This window comes from Psychromicrobium silvestre (assembly GCF_013408295.1).
Lineage (GTDB): Bacteria > Actinomycetota > Actinomycetes > Actinomycetales > Micrococcaceae > Renibacterium > Renibacterium silvestre.
On record NZ_JACBYQ010000002.1, the window covers coordinates 503,961 to 518,622 of the forward strand.

A 14,662-nucleotide genomic window follows, 5' to 3' on the forward strand; every position below is an offset into this window, starting at 1 on the left:
CGGGGCTAAACGAAGCGTCAAACGCCTCATCGTGCCCGCTACTCAGTCCTTATTCAGTCCTTCTTTAAGGTCTTTAACAGCCGCACCAAGTAGTATCTAGGCGATAAGTAGTTGAGCGGAGGCCTCGGCAGGCCGCTCTCCAGACAACGCCCTAGAGGCCGCAAGAGCAGAGGAGGTGCCCGTGGGAATACTCGACAATGTGGAGCGTGGTTTAGAAAAAGCCGTCCGTGGCGCTTTCACTCGCGGCTCCAAATCTCAGGTTCAACCTGTGGAGATCGCGAGCGCCCTGCGCCGCGAAATCGATGACAAGGCCATGACTCTTTCGGCCGGTCGAACCCTGGCCCCCAATGTCTTCGATACCCGGCTCAGCGAGCCCGATTTTGAACGCGCCCGCTCCTGGGGAGTGGCACTCGCCGAGGAGCTTTGCGATGTGGTGATTCGGCACGCCCGTTCCCAGGGATACACCCTGCAAGGCCCGGTGCGGGTGTCCTTCACGCAGGACGCCGAACTCAAGGCCGGTCACTTCGAGATCATCTCCAGCACTGAAAAGGCCAACGGCCAGGCTCAGCAACAGGCACAGCAGGCGCAGCCCAGCTATCCTGGCCAGGCTCCGCTGAGGACACCAAATCGACCGGCTGCGCCCGTGGTGCGGCCAGCGGCACCCCAAAGGGCAGCGGAAAAGCTACAGGCCGTCCTAGACATCGATGGGCAGCGCTACTCACTGAATGCCTCGTCGATCGTGCTCGGGCGCTCCTCGGAGGCGGACATTCTGGTAGACGATACCGGCGTCTCCCGTCAGCACTTGGAGATCCGAACCGCCGATGGGAGAGCCACCGCTGTGGACCTCGGTTCAACCAATGGCAGTTTCGTCAACGGCAACCGGGTGAATGGCAGCACTGAACTGAGCGACGGTTCGGTGATTTCGATAGGCCGCACCAAGATGACCTTCCGGCTCCTGCCGGTGAAGAACAATCGAAGTGGTCGCGGATGATCGAAACAAGCACTCTGACGCTGACCGTCCTGCGCTTTGGATTCCTGTTGCTGCTCTGGATCTTGATTTTCAGCATCGTCACGGCGATGCGCCGCGATCTGGTGATCGGCCGCAAAATCCGTACCGGCACTCCAACCGCCCGGCAGGCCCGGAAACATCCCGAGCTCGCGGTAGAGCCCCCGGCACGTCAGCAGGCGCATCGCTTAGTCGTCACCGAAGGCCCCTTGAGTGGGCAGGTTATTGAGTTGGGCAACAGCCCGATTCTGCTGGGCCGTGCTCAGGAATCCACCCTGGTCTTAGAGGATGACTACGCCTCCGGTCGGCATGCCAGACTGTTCCCGCAGGGTAGCCGATGGTTCATTGAGGATCTCGGTTCCACCAACGGCACCTATTTGGCTGATCAGCAGCTCACTCGTTCTTTGCCGGTCGAAATCGGCGTCCCCGTCCGGATCGGTAAGACGGTCATCGAATTGAGGCCATGATGGCCGATCATTTGATCCTGCGCTACGCAGCCCGTTCTGACGTGGGTAAAATCCGCGCCAAGAACGATGACTCCGCCTATGCGGGGCAGTACCTGGCGGTGGTTGCCGATGGCATGGGTGGGCACGCTGGCGGCGACGTTGCCAGCGCATCCACGGTTTTAGATTTGATTCATCTGGATCGCGATGGCTATCACGGCGATGCGGGAACCGTCCTGGCGGACGAGATTCAAACCGCCAACTCGCTGCTCTCCGAGATGGTGCACGTCAATCCGAAATTGACCGGCATGGGCACCACCGTGACGGCGCTGCTGCTCTCCGAAGGCAAACTGGAATTCGCTCATATCGGCGATTCCCGTGCCTACCGGCTCAAGAACGGCGTGTTCGAACAGATCAGCACGGATCACACCTTCGTGCAGCGACTTATTGACGAGGGCAGGCTCACCCCGGAAGAAGCCGAAACCCATCCGCATAAAAATGTGCTGATGCGCGTTTTGGGTGATGTCGATGCCTCTCCCGAGCTGGACCTCACCAGCTTCGAGGCCACCCCCGGGGAACGCTGGCTACTCTGCTCCGACGGTTTGAACTTTGTTGACCTCCCCGTGGTGGAGCAGGTCTTCCGCCAAACGGCGGCACTGGATGCCTGTGCAGAGAAACTGATCGAATTGACCTTGGCCGCCGGTTCACCCGATAACGTCACCGTGGTGGTAGCCGAGGTAATCGAGGCTCGGGCAGAGGATCTGCGCACCGATCAGCTAGAGGTGATCCCAGCTCCGGTAAACGCCCAAAGTACGACGGCGGTTCAAGACTCCGTGCCCCGGCTAGCTGTCCCACAAGACCTAGAGTCACAAGAGGCGGATCCTGAGCTCGATCAGGACGATTCCGAGGAAGAGGAACTCGGGGAGGACTCGGACGGTTCGGAGGACTCCGCGGACGAGAATCTCGTTGAGGAGCAAAAGACTCTAGCGGGCCTCGACGGACAACCGCTCGGGGCGCACATCACTGCGGACGTAGTGCGTGAGGATCTAGCACACCGCCCTCATGAACTGGTTGGCGCAGCCATTACTGCTGCAGCAGAGGGCAAGATACCGCTAGTCGCCGGTCGGTCCACCTCACATCGCGCCGCCGCCATGCTAACCCATAAGCCCGATTCGGCCGATGATGAAGAGCTACTCATCTCCGAGCCCGCCCGTCGTCGCCGTTGGTTCAGCCTGGTGGCAGGCTTCCTCGCTATTGTGGTAATCGCTGGCGGAGCCTGGTTCGGTTACACCTGGACCCAAACTCGATACTATGTCGGCGAATACAATGGCAAGGTCGCCATTTTCAATGGCATCTCGCAGTCCCTCGGCCCCATTCAGCTCTCCCATGTTTATACCGAAACCTCGGTGACCGTTGATTCGCTGCCGGAATTCTCCCGGCAACGACTAGGCCAGACCGTACCGGCAGCCACCTTGGTGGATGCCAATCAGATCGTGAAGGATCTACAGTTGGGCATCGTCAGCCCCCCAAATAACGGTCAGTCACCAAGCCCCAGCAGCTCGCCTAGCTCTAGTAGCACGCAGAGCTCCGGCAAGGCGACGAGCACTAAAAGCCCCAGCAGCTGCCCGAGTGTCTCATCAAGCCCTCGATCCACTGTCAGCGCTACCGCCAAGGCTAGTCCTAGCGCCAGCAAGACCGCAGCCTGTAAAGGGGGTCAGCCATGAGTCAGGTATTGACCGTTCCTAAACCACGCCGGAACACCGAGCTGGTTTTGCTGATCTTCGCCTTGATCGCCGCCATAGGTGCATATGCCTTGGTCGACATAAATCTAGGCATCCCGCTGGACTCCGACTTTTACGTCCAAGCCCTTATTTTGACGGTCCTCGGGCTTGGGATGCATATCGTGCTGCGAATCAGGGCAAAGTATGCCGATCCGGTAATATTACCGATCGTGATAGCCCTGAACGGCATGGGCTTGGCGATGATTCACCGCTTGGATATCGCCACCGGGGATAACGCCGGTGAAAGGCAATGGCTGTGGACCTCGGTAGCCGTCATCGTAGCCATTGTGGTGATTTGGTTCCTCCGAGATCACAAGGTGCTGCGACGATTCACCTATATTTCGCTCGCGGTCAGCGTGCTGCTTCTATTGCTGCCGCTTATTCCAGGTATCAGCGCAGGCGATGTCAACGGCGCACGGGTCTGGATCAAATTGGGCCCGGCAACCTTCCAACCCGGGGAAATCGCCAAGATTACCCTGGCCATCTTCTTTGCCGGCTACCTGTCCTCGAACCGAGACTTGATCTTGTTAGCGGGCAAGAAAATTGGCCGCTTACAACTCCCCCGAGCCCGGGACCTCGGGCCCATGATCGTCGCCTGGCTAGCCAGTGTGGGTGTGCTTGTCTTCCAGCGAGATATCGGCTCTTCCGTGCTTTTCTTCGGTCTCTTCATCACCATGATTTATGTGGCCACCAGCAGGATCAGCTGGGTAATCATCGGCGTGCTGTTGGTAGCTGTCGGCGGATTGTTAGCGGCGAAGGTCTTCGACCATGTTGCCTTGCGGATCGACTCCTGGCTCAATGCTTTCGATCCGGAAGTCTATAACCGGGTCCCTGGTGGTAGTGCGCAAATCGTACAAGGACTGTTCGGCATGGCCAGTGGCGGCCTTTTTGGCACCGGATTAGGGCAGGGAAAACCTCAGTTAGTGCCCTTCGCTAACTCGGATATGATTATCGCCTCCTTCGGCGAAGAACTTGGCCTGATCGGGCTCCTCGCCATCGTGATGCTTTACCTGCTGCTGGTCACTCGGGGCTTCCGAGCCGCCCTAGGCACCAGAGACGCCTTCGGCAAACTGCTGGCCTGCGGACTTTCCTTCGCCATTGGCTTGCAATGCTTCGTGGTGATCGGCGGCGTCACTCGGCTGATTCCGTTGACCGGCCTAACCACTCCCTTCCTGGCAGCTGGCGGCTCCTCGCTGCTCGCCAACTGGATCATTGTGGCGCTGCTCCTGCTGATCTCCGACGCAGCCAGGCGCCCCATTTCCACCACCCCGCTTCCCGATAGTCCACAACCGGATTCGGGAACGTCGAAGAACCAAACGATCAGTATTACTAAAGATCCCGTGGAGGCGGTGAGCACGCAATGAACCAAGCTATTCGCTCTTCCTGGGTGGTCGCCGTCGTCCTTTTCGCTCTGATACTTGGCGCGGTAACCTATGTCCAATTTTTCGCTGTCGATGACCTACGAGGCAATGCCTGGAACAGTCGCAGCCTGGAACAGACCTACTGCAATGAGCGAGGCGCCATCCTGGTCGATGGCCAAGCCATTGCACAATCGGTGCCAACTCCCTCTTCGGACTCCTGTAAGTTCGTCCGGCAGTACATCGATCCCACCGTCTACGCCGGGCTGACCGGTTTCTACTCGAGTCAATATGGCGCCTCCGGGATCGAGAAATCCATGGATGAGCAGCTAACCGGGCAGGCTCCGGAGCTGTTCTACGACCAGATTGCGCAGATCCTCACCGGCAGCCAGCCAAAGGGATCAGCGGTGGAACTGACCATTAATTCGAAGATTCAGAAGCTGGCCGCCAGCATGATTCCCAACGGGGTGACCGGTTCCATCGTGGTGATGAACCCTAAGACCGGAGAAATCATCGCCATGGTCTCCACTCCGAGCTATGACACCAACCTGATGGCCAGCCATAATCTGACCCAGGTGGATCAGAACTTCGCCAAGCTGACCAAACAGACCGGAATCAATATGTACGGCAGTAGCGCCTACGCGCAACGCTATTCACCAGGCTCGGTTTTCAAGCTGGTAGATACCGCAGCCGCGCTGGCCTCGGGGAAGTACAACAAGGACTCGGTAATGCCGAATCCCCAGGTACTGTCCATTCCTGGAGACCCGCTGGGCTTGCCCAACTACGTCAGCGGCGGTTGCTCGGCGCGTAGCCAGGCGGATTTCGCTTTCGCCCTGGAACAGTCCTGCAACACCCCCTTCGCCGGGATTGCACTCAAACTGGGCGAGCAAGCGATCACGGATCAGGCCACTAAATTTGGTTTCAACGACCCCAATTTGATGATTGAGAACAATAAGACCAAGGTGCAGACCAGCGTCTTCCCCGGCGGCGACGGCAGCCCGCTGGGAGCTGCCGAATTGGCTCGTAGTTCGGTGGGTCAGCAGGACGTCCAAGCCACCCCCTTGGAAGTCGCCATGATGACCGCGGCCATTGCCAACGGTGGAACCCAGATGAAACCGAATATCATCAAAGGAGTGCGCACTCCTGATCTAAAGCCGGTCTCTGCTTTCGACTTCAAACCCGAGGTGCTGCGGCAGTCAACCACCCCGGAAATCGCCAAGCAGCTCACCGAGTGGATGACCGGCGTAGTGGATAACGGTATTGCCAGTGGCGCCGCCGTCCCAGGAATCAAAGTGGCCGGCAAAACCGGCACCGCCGAAACGGTGACCGATACGCCGGTTTCCTCGAAGAACTCGTGGTTCACCGGCTTCGCGCCGGCGAACGATCCACAAGTAGTTGTGACCATCATGGTTCAGGGCCAAGACATCCTGACCAGCAATACCTTGACCAGTCCAAACGCAAGCAAACTCTTCCAGGCGGTGTTGAATAAGTGAGACCTACTTCTGGCATCACCTTAGGCGGTAGGTTCCATCTCACATCGCGAATAGCGATCGGTGGGATGGGCGAAGTTTGGCGCGCCCAGGATCAGTTATTAGGCCGCACCGTGGCCATTAAGATCCTGAAGGAGGAGTACACCGGAGATCCGGGATTCCTCCAGCGTTTCCGAGCGGAGGCACGGCACACCGCTCTGCTCAACCATGTCGGCATCGCCAATGTCTTCGACTATGGCGAAGAGGCAGGTTCGGCCTATCTGGTGATGGAGCTGGTGCCCGGTGACCCGCTTTCGGCCATCATCGAGCAGGAGCACGTTCTCTCCCCGGACCGCACCCTCAGCATCATCTCGCAAACTGCACAGGCTCTGGCGGCGGCTCACGCTCAAGGATTGGTGCACCGGGATATCAAACCGGGGAATCTGCTGATCACACCGGAAGACCGGGTCAAGATCACCGATTTCGGCATTGCCCGGCTCGCCGATCAGGTCCCACTTACCCAGACCGGCCAGGTGATGGGTACCGCCCAGTATTTGGCACCCGAGCAGGCCACCGGCCAATCGGCCACCGGATCCAGCGATATTTACTCGCTCGGCATCATCGGCTACGAATGCCTCACCGGTCACCGCCCCTTCTCCGGCGAATCACAGATCGCCATCGCCCTGGCTCAGGTCAACGACGCTCCGCCACCACTGCCCGAAAGCCTGCCGACTCCGGTGCGCGCGTTACTAATGTCCATGCTCGCTAAGGACCCGGTAAATCGTCCGGCCAATGCCACCAAGCTGGCCGAGGCGGCCGAGGCGATCCGTAATGGTGACATCCAAACCGCACACGCTGCGGTACCCGGTATGTTGCTTTTCGAGTCCAGCACCGGCCCCATCACCGCGCCGGTGGATGTTGGCGGCACCGCACCCACTTCTGTGGTCGGCGCACCCATCATGGCCGAAAGCACCGCCCCGGCAACCTCCGCTATGCCCGCTGTGGGTCAGCAAGAGGCTGTGGCGGCAGAGCGTGATTGGCAGCCGGACGATCTGGAGGAAACGGCGGAGGAACAGCCTGCGCAGCGCAAGCGGAGTCCTTGGACCTGGCCGCTAATAGCGCTTATTGTGCTCGTGCTCTTTGTCCTGGGCGCCCTGATCGCCAGTCAAGCCGGCTGGTTCAAGTCCACCCCGACCGCCAGCAGCCCGTCCGCTAGCGCCACCCAGAGCAGCACGGCGCCCACAACACCGAGCAGCACACCCACCCAGACCACCCAGAGTTCGACGCCGACCACCTCGGCCCCGGAGACGGTCACCATCCTGCCGGATCAGTTCCTAGGCCAGCAGTACAAGGATGTGCAGAACGAGCTGATCGGGATGAAGATGGGGGTCAAATTGAACCCGGTCTCCGATCCGGATAATCCAGCCGGTACGGTTACCGCGATCTCACCCTCCGGAGTGCAGAAGATCGGCTCAGAGATCACGGTCACCTACTCCACCGGGCCGGAAAAGGTCACCATCCCGTCCTTCGCGGGCTTGACGGTGCAGCAGTACAGCGCCGCACTCACCCAGGTGGGCCTGGTACCAGCCGGTCCCTCCAGCGATCCGAGCGCCACCGTCTCCGGAACTTCACCGGTACCGGGAACCGAGGTTGCCAAGGGCTCAACCGTGACCTTCACGGTGAACGCCAAGTCCACACCAACACCCACCACCAGCTCTAGCGGTACGCCCACACCGTGAGTTCAGACCGATCTGCCCCAGCTGCTTTGCAGCCAGCAAGCCCAGCGGGCGCCCAGCCCGAAGACCAGAAAGGAGCCGCCCAGTGACTGAACCACGCGTGCTCAATGGTCGCTATGAACTGGACAGGCTGCTCGGCCGCGGCGGCATGGCCGATGTGTATCTGGGTAAGGACATTCGGCTTGGCCGTACCGTGGCCATTAAGCTGCTGCGCTCCGACCTGGCCAGGGACCCTCAGTTCCAGGCCAGATTCCGCCGCGAGGCACAGGCTGTGGCCGGCTTGAACCACCCCTCTATCGTGGCGGTTTACGACACCGGAGACGCTTCCACCGATCTCACCGGCCACGACAGCGAGCACACCCGGGTCCCTTATATCGTGATGGAGTACGTCGAGGGACCCACCTTGCGGGAGTTAATCCGGCAGGGCGATCTGAGCATCGATCACGCCATTGACTACACCCTGGGCGTACTCTCCGCCCTGGAGTACAGCCACCGGGCCGGCATTGTGCACCGTGACATCAAACCCGCCAATGTGATGGTGACCAAAGAGGGTTCTGCGGTCAAGGTGATGGACTTCGGCATCGCTCGCGCGATTGCCGATTCCTCGGCCACGATGACTCAGACCCAAGCGGTGATCGGCACGGCACAGTACCTCTCCCCCGAGCAGGCCCGCGGCGAGACCGTAGACGCCCGTAGTGACCTGTATTCGGCAGCCTGTTTGTTCTACGAAATGCTGACCGGCAGGCCGCCCTTTATCGGCGACAGCCCGGTTTCGGTGGCCTATCAGCATGTCCGGGAGGCGGCTGAGGCTCCTAGCCATTTCAACCCAAAGGTAAGTCCTGCCCTCGACAGCGTGCTGGCTCGAGCTCTGCAGAAGGACCGACAGGACCGTTTCCAGGACGCCGCAGCCTTCCGGCGCGCACTACGTGCAGCGAAGGCCGGAGTGGAGCTCGCTCCAACGAAACCCGCTGAGGTCAGCACCGATCAGTTGTCCGCCGAAATCCCCACCAAGCTTCCAGCGGTAGTTGCTCTGGAAGCCGAGGAACCGGCAACCCGGGCCATGGCTAAGGTACTCAGCGGGGGTTCCCTCACCACCGATAGCGTCGAGGAGGAACCTCATGAGGTGCCCCTCGCCTTGCTGGATGACCGGGAAATCGATAAGTCCACCCGGCGCAAACGTCGGGCTTGGATCATCACGCTCTTCGTGGTGCTCGCCCTGGTCCTGGGCGGCGGCGGGTTCTTCCTGTACAGCCAAATGACCGCTAAACCCGCAGCCACTCCCACCGTGCAGGTCCCCTCGGTCGCCGGTAAGCCCGAAACGGACGCTGTTATTGCGATTAGCAATGTCCAGCTCAAACCTCAGGTCGAACGGGTGAACAGCGATACCGTGGCTTCCGGTGTCGCAATAGGCACCGATCCGGAGGCGGATAGCACGGTCGATATCAATTCCGAGGTCACGGTGAAGATCTCCAAGGGACCTGCCAGCGTTACGATCCCCACCTCGCTGGCGAAAATGACCGAGAGCGCCGCCCGAGACACACTGCGTCAACTCGGGCTTAACCCCGGGAACACCACGATGATCAATGACCCATCGATCGCGCAAGGACTACTGGTTTCCACCTCACCAGCCATTGGAGAGAAGGTCGGCGCGGGCAGTACGGTGAACCTGAACATCTCCACCGGCAAGGTCACCATGCCGCAATTGATCGGCAAGACCAAGGATCAGATCACCAAGCTGCTGAAGGAGACTTCCCCGAGCCTCCAGGTGAGCTTCGTTGAGGAGGATAACTCCCTGGTTGATCCGGGCAAGGCAACGAGTCAGGACCCGGAATCGGGCAAGGATGTCGATCAGGGCAGTACCGTGACCGTGACCCTCGCGAAAGCACCAGATAAGCCAACGTCTACCCCCACAACCACCAGCTCACCGAGTTGTACGGCCAGTCCGGGAGCAACCAGCACGCCGAGCGGCTGCCCCTCGTCCTAGTAAACCTAGTGCCCGGAAGGCAGGTCAGCGTGGGGTTAGTGGTGAATGAGTGGGCTCAGCTTGGCGGAAGCTTCGGCTGCCCCACTCATACCCAGGGACTCCAGCCAGTTACCCAGCATCCGGTAGCCACCTTCGGTGAGCACGGACTCGGGGTGGAACTGGACTCCGACTAACGGAGCACTCCGATGGACCAAGCCCATGATGACGCCACTCGCGGTCTGCGCGGTGATCTCCAGTTCGGCCGGAATTGTCTCCCTGACCGCGGCAAGCGAATGGTAACGAGTTGCCGTAAAAGGTGAGGGCACGCCATCAAAGGGAGCGCCGCCGTCGTGCTCCACCAAGGAGGTCTTGCCGTGCATCAGTTCGGGAGCATGACTAACCGTGCCCCCGAAGGCTTCTGCCAAGGCTTGGTGTCCCAGGCAGACACCGAACATGGGCTTGGAGTGCTCCGCGCACCAGCGAATGAGTTCGATGCACACTCCTGCCTCGGCCGGATTGCCCGGCCCAGGGGACAGCAGCACACCGTCGCGGTTAGCAGCCAGCTCGGTTGCCTCGGCAAGCGTCACGGCATCATTGCGCACCACCGTGGTCTCTGCGCCCAGCTGGCGCAGGTAACCCACCAGGGTGTAGACGAAGCTGTCATAGTTGTCGATAACCAGAATGCGAGTACTCACTGGGAGCCAATCGTGGAGTCGGTAAAGGGGTTGAAGAGCGAGAGCCAGGGGAACACCCAGATCACCAGAACGGCGAGAACGGCCGCGAGCAGCAGGATCGAGAAGATGATCCGGAGCCAGAGCGGGCCGGGCAGTACACGAAAAATCCAGCCGTACATTTCTAGCCCTTCTTTGCGATCGCTGCGGCTTGGGCCGCAATAGCGGCGGGTGGCCCCGCACTAAGTGGCTGCCAGGACTCCATCACCGAGTAGGCGATAATCCGCTCCTGAGCGCCGAAGCGTGGATTACAACTCGTCATGGTCATAATCCGTTCTTGAGGCTTGGCGTTCTTCAGCGTGGGGACCGGCAACAGCACACTGGTCTGAGTGGGTAGCACAATCTCGGTATTGCGGAAGACATAGGTGTAATAACCGTCTTTGGTTTGGACATAGATTTTGTCCCCGGGAACCAGGGTGTGAATGTTATCCAACACCGCGCCGTGGGTCTGCCGGTGGCCTGCGACCGCGAAGTTCCCAACCGCACCGGGCATCGCCGTGCTGGGGTAGTGGCCCAACCCCAGGGTGTCCAGCTCTTGCTGATTAGTTCCTTGGACAAGCGGCCGCGGCGCATAATTCGGTCCGAAGCGCGGGATATAGACCAGGCCGAAAACATCCAGATCGGCTGCGGGTGCCTTGGTTACCACCGGTGCGCCATAGTTTTTTGGAGTAGTAGAGGGAGTTACCGGGCCACCGAGTTGCTGGGCGAACTGCTGCGCTGCCTGCTGCTGGGTCTGATCGGCGGAGATATTGGTCCACCACAGTTCCCAGCCAACGAAGAGCATCAGAACAACGCCGAGGGTGATCAGCAACTCGCCGAAAACCTGAACGATGGTGCGGAAAACACCCTTGCGTTCCCGCTGCTCCGAGCGGCTTGAGCGTGCGGAACGGTCCCGCCGTTGCGCGGACTGAACCAGCTCATCAAGGCCGAGCTGCTCCGAGTTTTCCCCTGGGGATCTATCCACTGCTATCTCCTGAATATTGCCAAACACAGTTCCACGGGCACGGTTCACTGATTTACCGCTAGAATTGCTGCGAGAAACCAAGTGGACCGGCAGTAGTCGTGCTGTGTTATAGCAGGATACCAATTGCCCGGGCCGCACCCCATTCGGTGGTTCGGCCTTGCCGCCCGCCCGTCAAGGAGAGCCAGTGCCCGAGTCGAAATCCCGCCGTCGTCCCGCCCGTCCGACTAATGCGGACGGCAGCAAGGTCGTCAAGCCGAATGCCGTTTGGTACAAGCCGGTAATGTTCGGCCTGATGATCATCGGCTTGCTCTGGATCATCACCTTCTACATCACCTCAACCACCCCGAATCAGCTGCCCATCCCGGGGATTGGCGCCTGGAACATCGTGATCGGCTTCGGGATTGCCATTGTTGGCTTCCTGATGACCACTCGCTGGCGCAGCTAACTCTGCGGTGCGGGGCCGCTGTATTGCCCTCTGGGGCGCAGTCGCAAGGGACTTTGCAGATATTCATCCATGATGTGCGCCAGCCAACCAGCGGTGCGGGCTAGGGCGAAAAGCGTCTGGCCACCATCAAGGGGCATCCCGGCGCCAATCATCAGCACCGCAATCGCTAGATCGACATTGACCGGCTGTTCGGTTCGGGCATGCACGACGGCGGTCACTGCGGCTGCCGCTTGCCAGGCTTCACGGTAGTGCGGGTTCTTTCGTAGCTCGGCGAGTAACACCGCAGCACGCGGGTCTCGATGGCGATAGATCCGATGCCCGAAGCCGGGGATGCCCGCACCGGGCGTGCTGCTGCTGGCCAACTGCGCTGAAATCGCTTGCTCCGGGCTGGATCCTGCCAGCACAGCCCGCAGTAGTTCCGCGGCGGTCACACTAGCCGAACCATGCAGGCCGGAGTCGCAGGCCGCGAGCGCGCTCATCAGGGCGGCATAGGGATGCGCCCGGGCACTCGCCGCCACCCGGCCGGCCAGGGTGGAAGCGGCTAAGTCGTGATCAACCAGCAGGATCAATGCGGTATTGAGCAGTTCGACGTCGGCTGGCTCGGATTCCCGTTCGGCTAACCGCTGCCATAGCTGGGCCGCAATAGCGCCGCCTCTCCGGCTCTCACCGGGAAGCCCTTCGATCATGAGCGCCATCGTCCGCTGGCCCAGGCTGCGCACGGCCGCCGGGCTCAGATCTCGTTTCAGCGGATCGTGGCTGGAAGCGATGAGCAAAGCTTGCTGCATGTAGTCCACACCCCGGGCTTCCGGGCCGAGCAGCCGGCGCGCGTTTCGCACTAGCCGAGTAAGGTCCACCGGGGCCGCGAAGGATAAGGTTTCTTTCGCATCATCCTCGGGGGTTTCGGCGTCCGACCACAACCAATTGGCAATGTTTTCGAAGCGATGTTGCTGAGCGAGCTCAACCGCAGGCAGGCCCCGGTAGTAAAGGCTGTCTTCGCTGAGCAAAGCGATGGGCGAGTCCATCACCATCAAGGGGGTCCCGGTAAGTGGCGTACTCAAGAGTTCCGATGCTGCCCCCGCAGATCTGCGACGGCGGGCCAGGGTCTCCACTTCAAGCGGATCGAAGGTGGAACCGGCGGCATCCACGGCTCGCTCACTGCTAATCAAGCCGCGAGATACGTAGGCATAGAGGGTGGCAGCTTTGACGCCTAGTCGGGCGGCAGCCTGGGCCGTACTCAGTCGTTCCGTCATGGCTTCCTCACTACCCAACTTGATTCAATCAATATTGATTATTGTCCGATCAATATCGGTGATTGCATACCCCTATGCAGACGGCATCAAGATTAGACAACACTCCGATAGAGGTTCCTCGCGGCCTGAGCAACGTTGTGGTCACCGAAACCATGCTGAGCGATGTGCGGGGGCAGGAGGGCTTTTATCATTACCGGCAATACTCTGCCCTTGAGTTAGCCAGACAAGCTTCCATCGAAGAGGTCTGGTATCTGCTCATGTTTGGCGAGTTACCCAGCCCTGCGCAGCTCGAAGACTTTCTGGGCCGGATCGCTGGACACACTACGCTCTCCCCCGCGCTGCTTGAAATGCTCATCGGTATGAGCCGAGCCGTAGAGCAGGGACAACTCGATCTGCTCGCAGGCTTGCGAGCCGCCTTGGCCTTCGAAGGTGCCGCTACCGCCGTCAAACCCTTATACGATCTGTCCCGGGATCAGCGGGTCGAAGAACTCATCAAACTGGCAGCGAAGGTCACCGGGATCATCTCCACGCTGCATCGACTCGGCCAGGGTTTGAGCCCGCTGGATTCCCGTCCAGAGTTAGGTTATGTGGGGAATTACCTCTACATGCTCTCGGGTGTGGAGGCTCCCAAACGCGAAGTGAGCGCCTTGAGTAATTACCTGGTGGCCGCCGTCGACCACGGTTTCAATGCCTCCACTTTCACCGCCCGGGTGATCGCCTCGACCGGGGCGGATGTGGCCTCCTGCCTGGTGGGCGCGCTTGGTTCGCTCTCCGGCCCGCTGCACGGAGGTGCGCCCAGCCGCGCCTTGGATACCCTCGATGCCATCGGTTCGCTGGAGAATATCGACCCCTGGATCACCGAGCAGGTGATGGCCGGGCGGCGGATCATGGGCTTTGGCCATCCGGTCTACCGGACCGAGGATCCACGCTCGGCGCTGTTGAAGGAAGTGGCTCTCGGCTTCGGCGGGTCACGGGTGGCCTTCGCGGTGGCTGTTGAGGAACGGATTCCGGTGCTGCTGGAGCAGCTCAAGCCGGGCCGTGAGCTGCATACAAACCTGGAGTGGTACGCCGCTATAGTGATGGAACTGGTAGGTCTGGACCGGGCGCTCTTCACCCCGACTTTCGCCGCAGCTCGAGTGTTGGGCTGGTGTGCCAATGTGCTGGAGCAGTGCGACGATCCGAAGATCATCCGCCCGTCCGCGCGATACATCGGTCCGCCCGCGCCGCAGGCCCTGCCTGCCGAGATTCAGGCCCGAATTCTTCCCCAGGCTTAGTTCTGCGTTTGTTCCTGAGCCTGGTTTGAACCCTTTCCGCACCTGGTCACACCGAGCCTTGGATCTGACTGGGTTCTGCTGCCCGGGTCCCACCGAGATGTCCAACTCAGTGGGACCCGGCATCTGAGCTGCGGCGCTCCTGCCTGCTCCCCTGAACCATGAGCGGCATGCACAGCCTGTGATGAAAGTTATCCACAATGTGCATAACTCTGTGGGCAAAATCTCGATTATCCCCCTAGACC

General features: G+C 60.3%; 13 protein-coding genes. 9 read left to right on the top strand and 4 right to left on the bottom strand.

Annotated elements, in window-relative coordinates:
• Positions 1–181: 181 nt before the first annotated feature.
• The 7 genes from FHU41_RS10380 to pknB all read left to right on the top strand — a co-directional run bounded on the left by FHU41_RS10380 (position 182) and on the right by pknB (position 9,777).
• Complete coding sequence (locus FHU41_RS10380) at positions 182–991, top strand: FhaA domain-containing protein (protein ID WP_179389594.1); 810 nt, start codon at positions 182–184, stop codon at positions 989–991.
• Positions 988–1,473 carry an FHA domain-containing protein FhaB/FipA gene (locus tag FHU41_RS10385; protein WP_179389595.1) on the top strand — a complete coding sequence of 162 codons (486 nt, stop codon included), beginning with the start codon at positions 988–990 and terminating at the stop codon, positions 1,471–1,473. The genes FHU41_RS10380 and FHU41_RS10385 overlap by 4 nt, the downstream gene beginning before the upstream one ends.
• Complete coding sequence (locus FHU41_RS10390; protein WP_425503300.1) at positions 1,470–3,173, top strand: PP2C family protein-serine/threonine phosphatase; 1,704 nt, start codon at positions 1,470–1,472, stop codon at positions 3,171–3,173. Before FHU41_RS10385 ends, FHU41_RS10390 begins: the two co-directional genes overlap by 4 nt.
• Complete coding sequence (locus tag FHU41_RS10395) at positions 3,170–4,594, top strand: FtsW/RodA/SpoVE family cell cycle protein (RefSeq protein ID WP_179389596.1); 1,425 nt, start codon at positions 3,170–3,172, stop codon at positions 4,592–4,594. The genes FHU41_RS10390 and FHU41_RS10395 overlap by 4 nt, the downstream gene beginning before the upstream one ends.
• Positions 4,591–6,081 (top strand): penicillin-binding transpeptidase domain-containing protein, encoded by a 1,491-nt coding sequence (locus FHU41_RS10400; protein ID WP_179389597.1) that lies wholly within the window; start codon positions 4,591–4,593, stop codon positions 6,079–6,081. The genes FHU41_RS10395 and FHU41_RS10400 overlap by 4 nt, the downstream gene beginning before the upstream one ends.
• Entirely contained in the window at positions 6,078–7,796 is a 1,719-nt protein-coding gene (locus tag FHU41_RS10405; RefSeq protein WP_179389598.1) for a protein kinase domain-containing protein, read from the top strand. Before FHU41_RS10400 ends, FHU41_RS10405 begins: the two co-directional genes overlap by 4 nt.
• A gap of 82 nt (positions 7,797–7,878) precedes the next feature.
• A complete protein-coding gene (gene pknB / locus FHU41_RS10410; protein WP_179389599.1) occupies positions 7,879–9,777 on the top strand; it encodes a Stk1 family PASTA domain-containing Ser/Thr kinase in 1,899 nt (632 codons plus the stop codon).
• Positions 9,778–9,812: 35 nt separating this feature from the next.
• Here the strand turns inward: pknB and FHU41_RS10415 are convergent, their stop codons facing one another.
• From FHU41_RS10415 to FHU41_RS10425, 3 genes are read right to left on the bottom strand one after another with little or no spacing between them, the layout of a single operon-like run.
• Positions 9,813–10,451, bottom strand: coding sequence for an aminodeoxychorismate/anthranilate synthase component II (locus tag FHU41_RS10415; RefSeq protein WP_179389600.1), 639 nt, complete (start codon positions 10,449–10,451; stop codon positions 9,813–9,815).
• A complete protein-coding gene (locus FHU41_RS10420) occupies positions 10,448–10,609 on the bottom strand; it encodes a hypothetical protein (protein ID WP_179389601.1) in 162 nt (53 codons plus the stop codon). Before FHU41_RS10420 ends, FHU41_RS10415 begins: the two co-directional genes overlap by 4 nt.
• Before the next feature lie 2 nt (positions 10,610–10,611).
• Positions 10,612–11,451 (bottom strand): class E sortase, encoded by an 840-nt coding sequence (locus tag FHU41_RS10425; RefSeq protein WP_425503301.1) that lies wholly within the window; start codon positions 11,449–11,451, stop codon positions 10,612–10,614.
• Between the two features lie 184 nt (positions 11,452–11,635).
• On the opposite strand from FHU41_RS10425, the gene FHU41_RS10430 reads away from it, so the two are divergent.
• Complete coding sequence (locus FHU41_RS10430; RefSeq protein WP_179389602.1) at positions 11,636–11,896, top strand: cell division protein CrgA; 261 nt, start codon at positions 11,636–11,638, stop codon at positions 11,894–11,896.
• On the opposite strand, the gene FHU41_RS10435 is transcribed toward FHU41_RS10430, so the two are convergent.
• Complete coding sequence (locus FHU41_RS10435) at positions 11,893–13,146, bottom strand: citrate/2-methylcitrate synthase (protein WP_179389603.1); 1,254 nt, start codon at positions 13,144–13,146, stop codon at positions 11,893–11,895. The genes FHU41_RS10430 and FHU41_RS10435 overlap by 4 nt on opposite strands.
• 74 nt (positions 13,147–13,220) lie before the next feature.
• Here FHU41_RS10435 and FHU41_RS10440 point away from each other — a divergent pair, with 74 nt between their 5' ends.
• Positions 13,221–14,420 carry a citrate/2-methylcitrate synthase gene (locus FHU41_RS10440; RefSeq protein ID WP_179389604.1) on the top strand — a complete coding sequence of 400 codons (1,200 nt, stop codon included), beginning with the start codon at positions 13,221–13,223 and terminating at the stop codon, positions 14,418–14,420.
• Positions 14,421–14,662: the final 242 nt, after the last annotated feature.

What these genes read in the sequence shown, in the direction of transcription:
- FHU41_RS10435 (WP_179389603.1), bottom strand. Translation starts at nt 13,146, where the DNA reads ATGACGGAACGACTGAGTACGGCCCAGGCTGCCGCCCGACTAGGCGTC.
- FHU41_RS10420 (WP_179389601.1), bottom strand. Translation starts at nt 10,609, where the DNA reads ATGTACGGCTGGATTTTTCGTGTACTGCCCGGCCCGCTCTGGCTCCGG.
- FHU41_RS10440 (WP_179389604.1), top strand. Translation starts at nt 13,221, where the DNA reads ATGCAGACGGCATCAAGATTAGACAACACTCCGATAGAGGTTCCTCGC.
- FHU41_RS10385 (WP_179389595.1), top strand. Translation starts at nt 988, where the DNA reads ATGATCGAAACAAGCACTCTGACGCTGACCGTCCTGCGCTTTGGATTC.
- FHU41_RS10390 (WP_425503300.1), top strand. Translation starts at nt 1,470, where the DNA reads ATGATGGCCGATCATTTGATCCTGCGCTACGCAGCCCGTTCTGACGTG.
- FHU41_RS10400 (WP_179389597.1), top strand. Translation starts at nt 4,591, where the DNA reads ATGAACCAAGCTATTCGCTCTTCCTGGGTGGTCGCCGTCGTCCTTTTC.
- FHU41_RS10395 (WP_179389596.1), top strand. Translation starts at nt 3,170, where the DNA reads ATGAGTCAGGTATTGACCGTTCCTAAACCACGCCGGAACACCGAGCTG.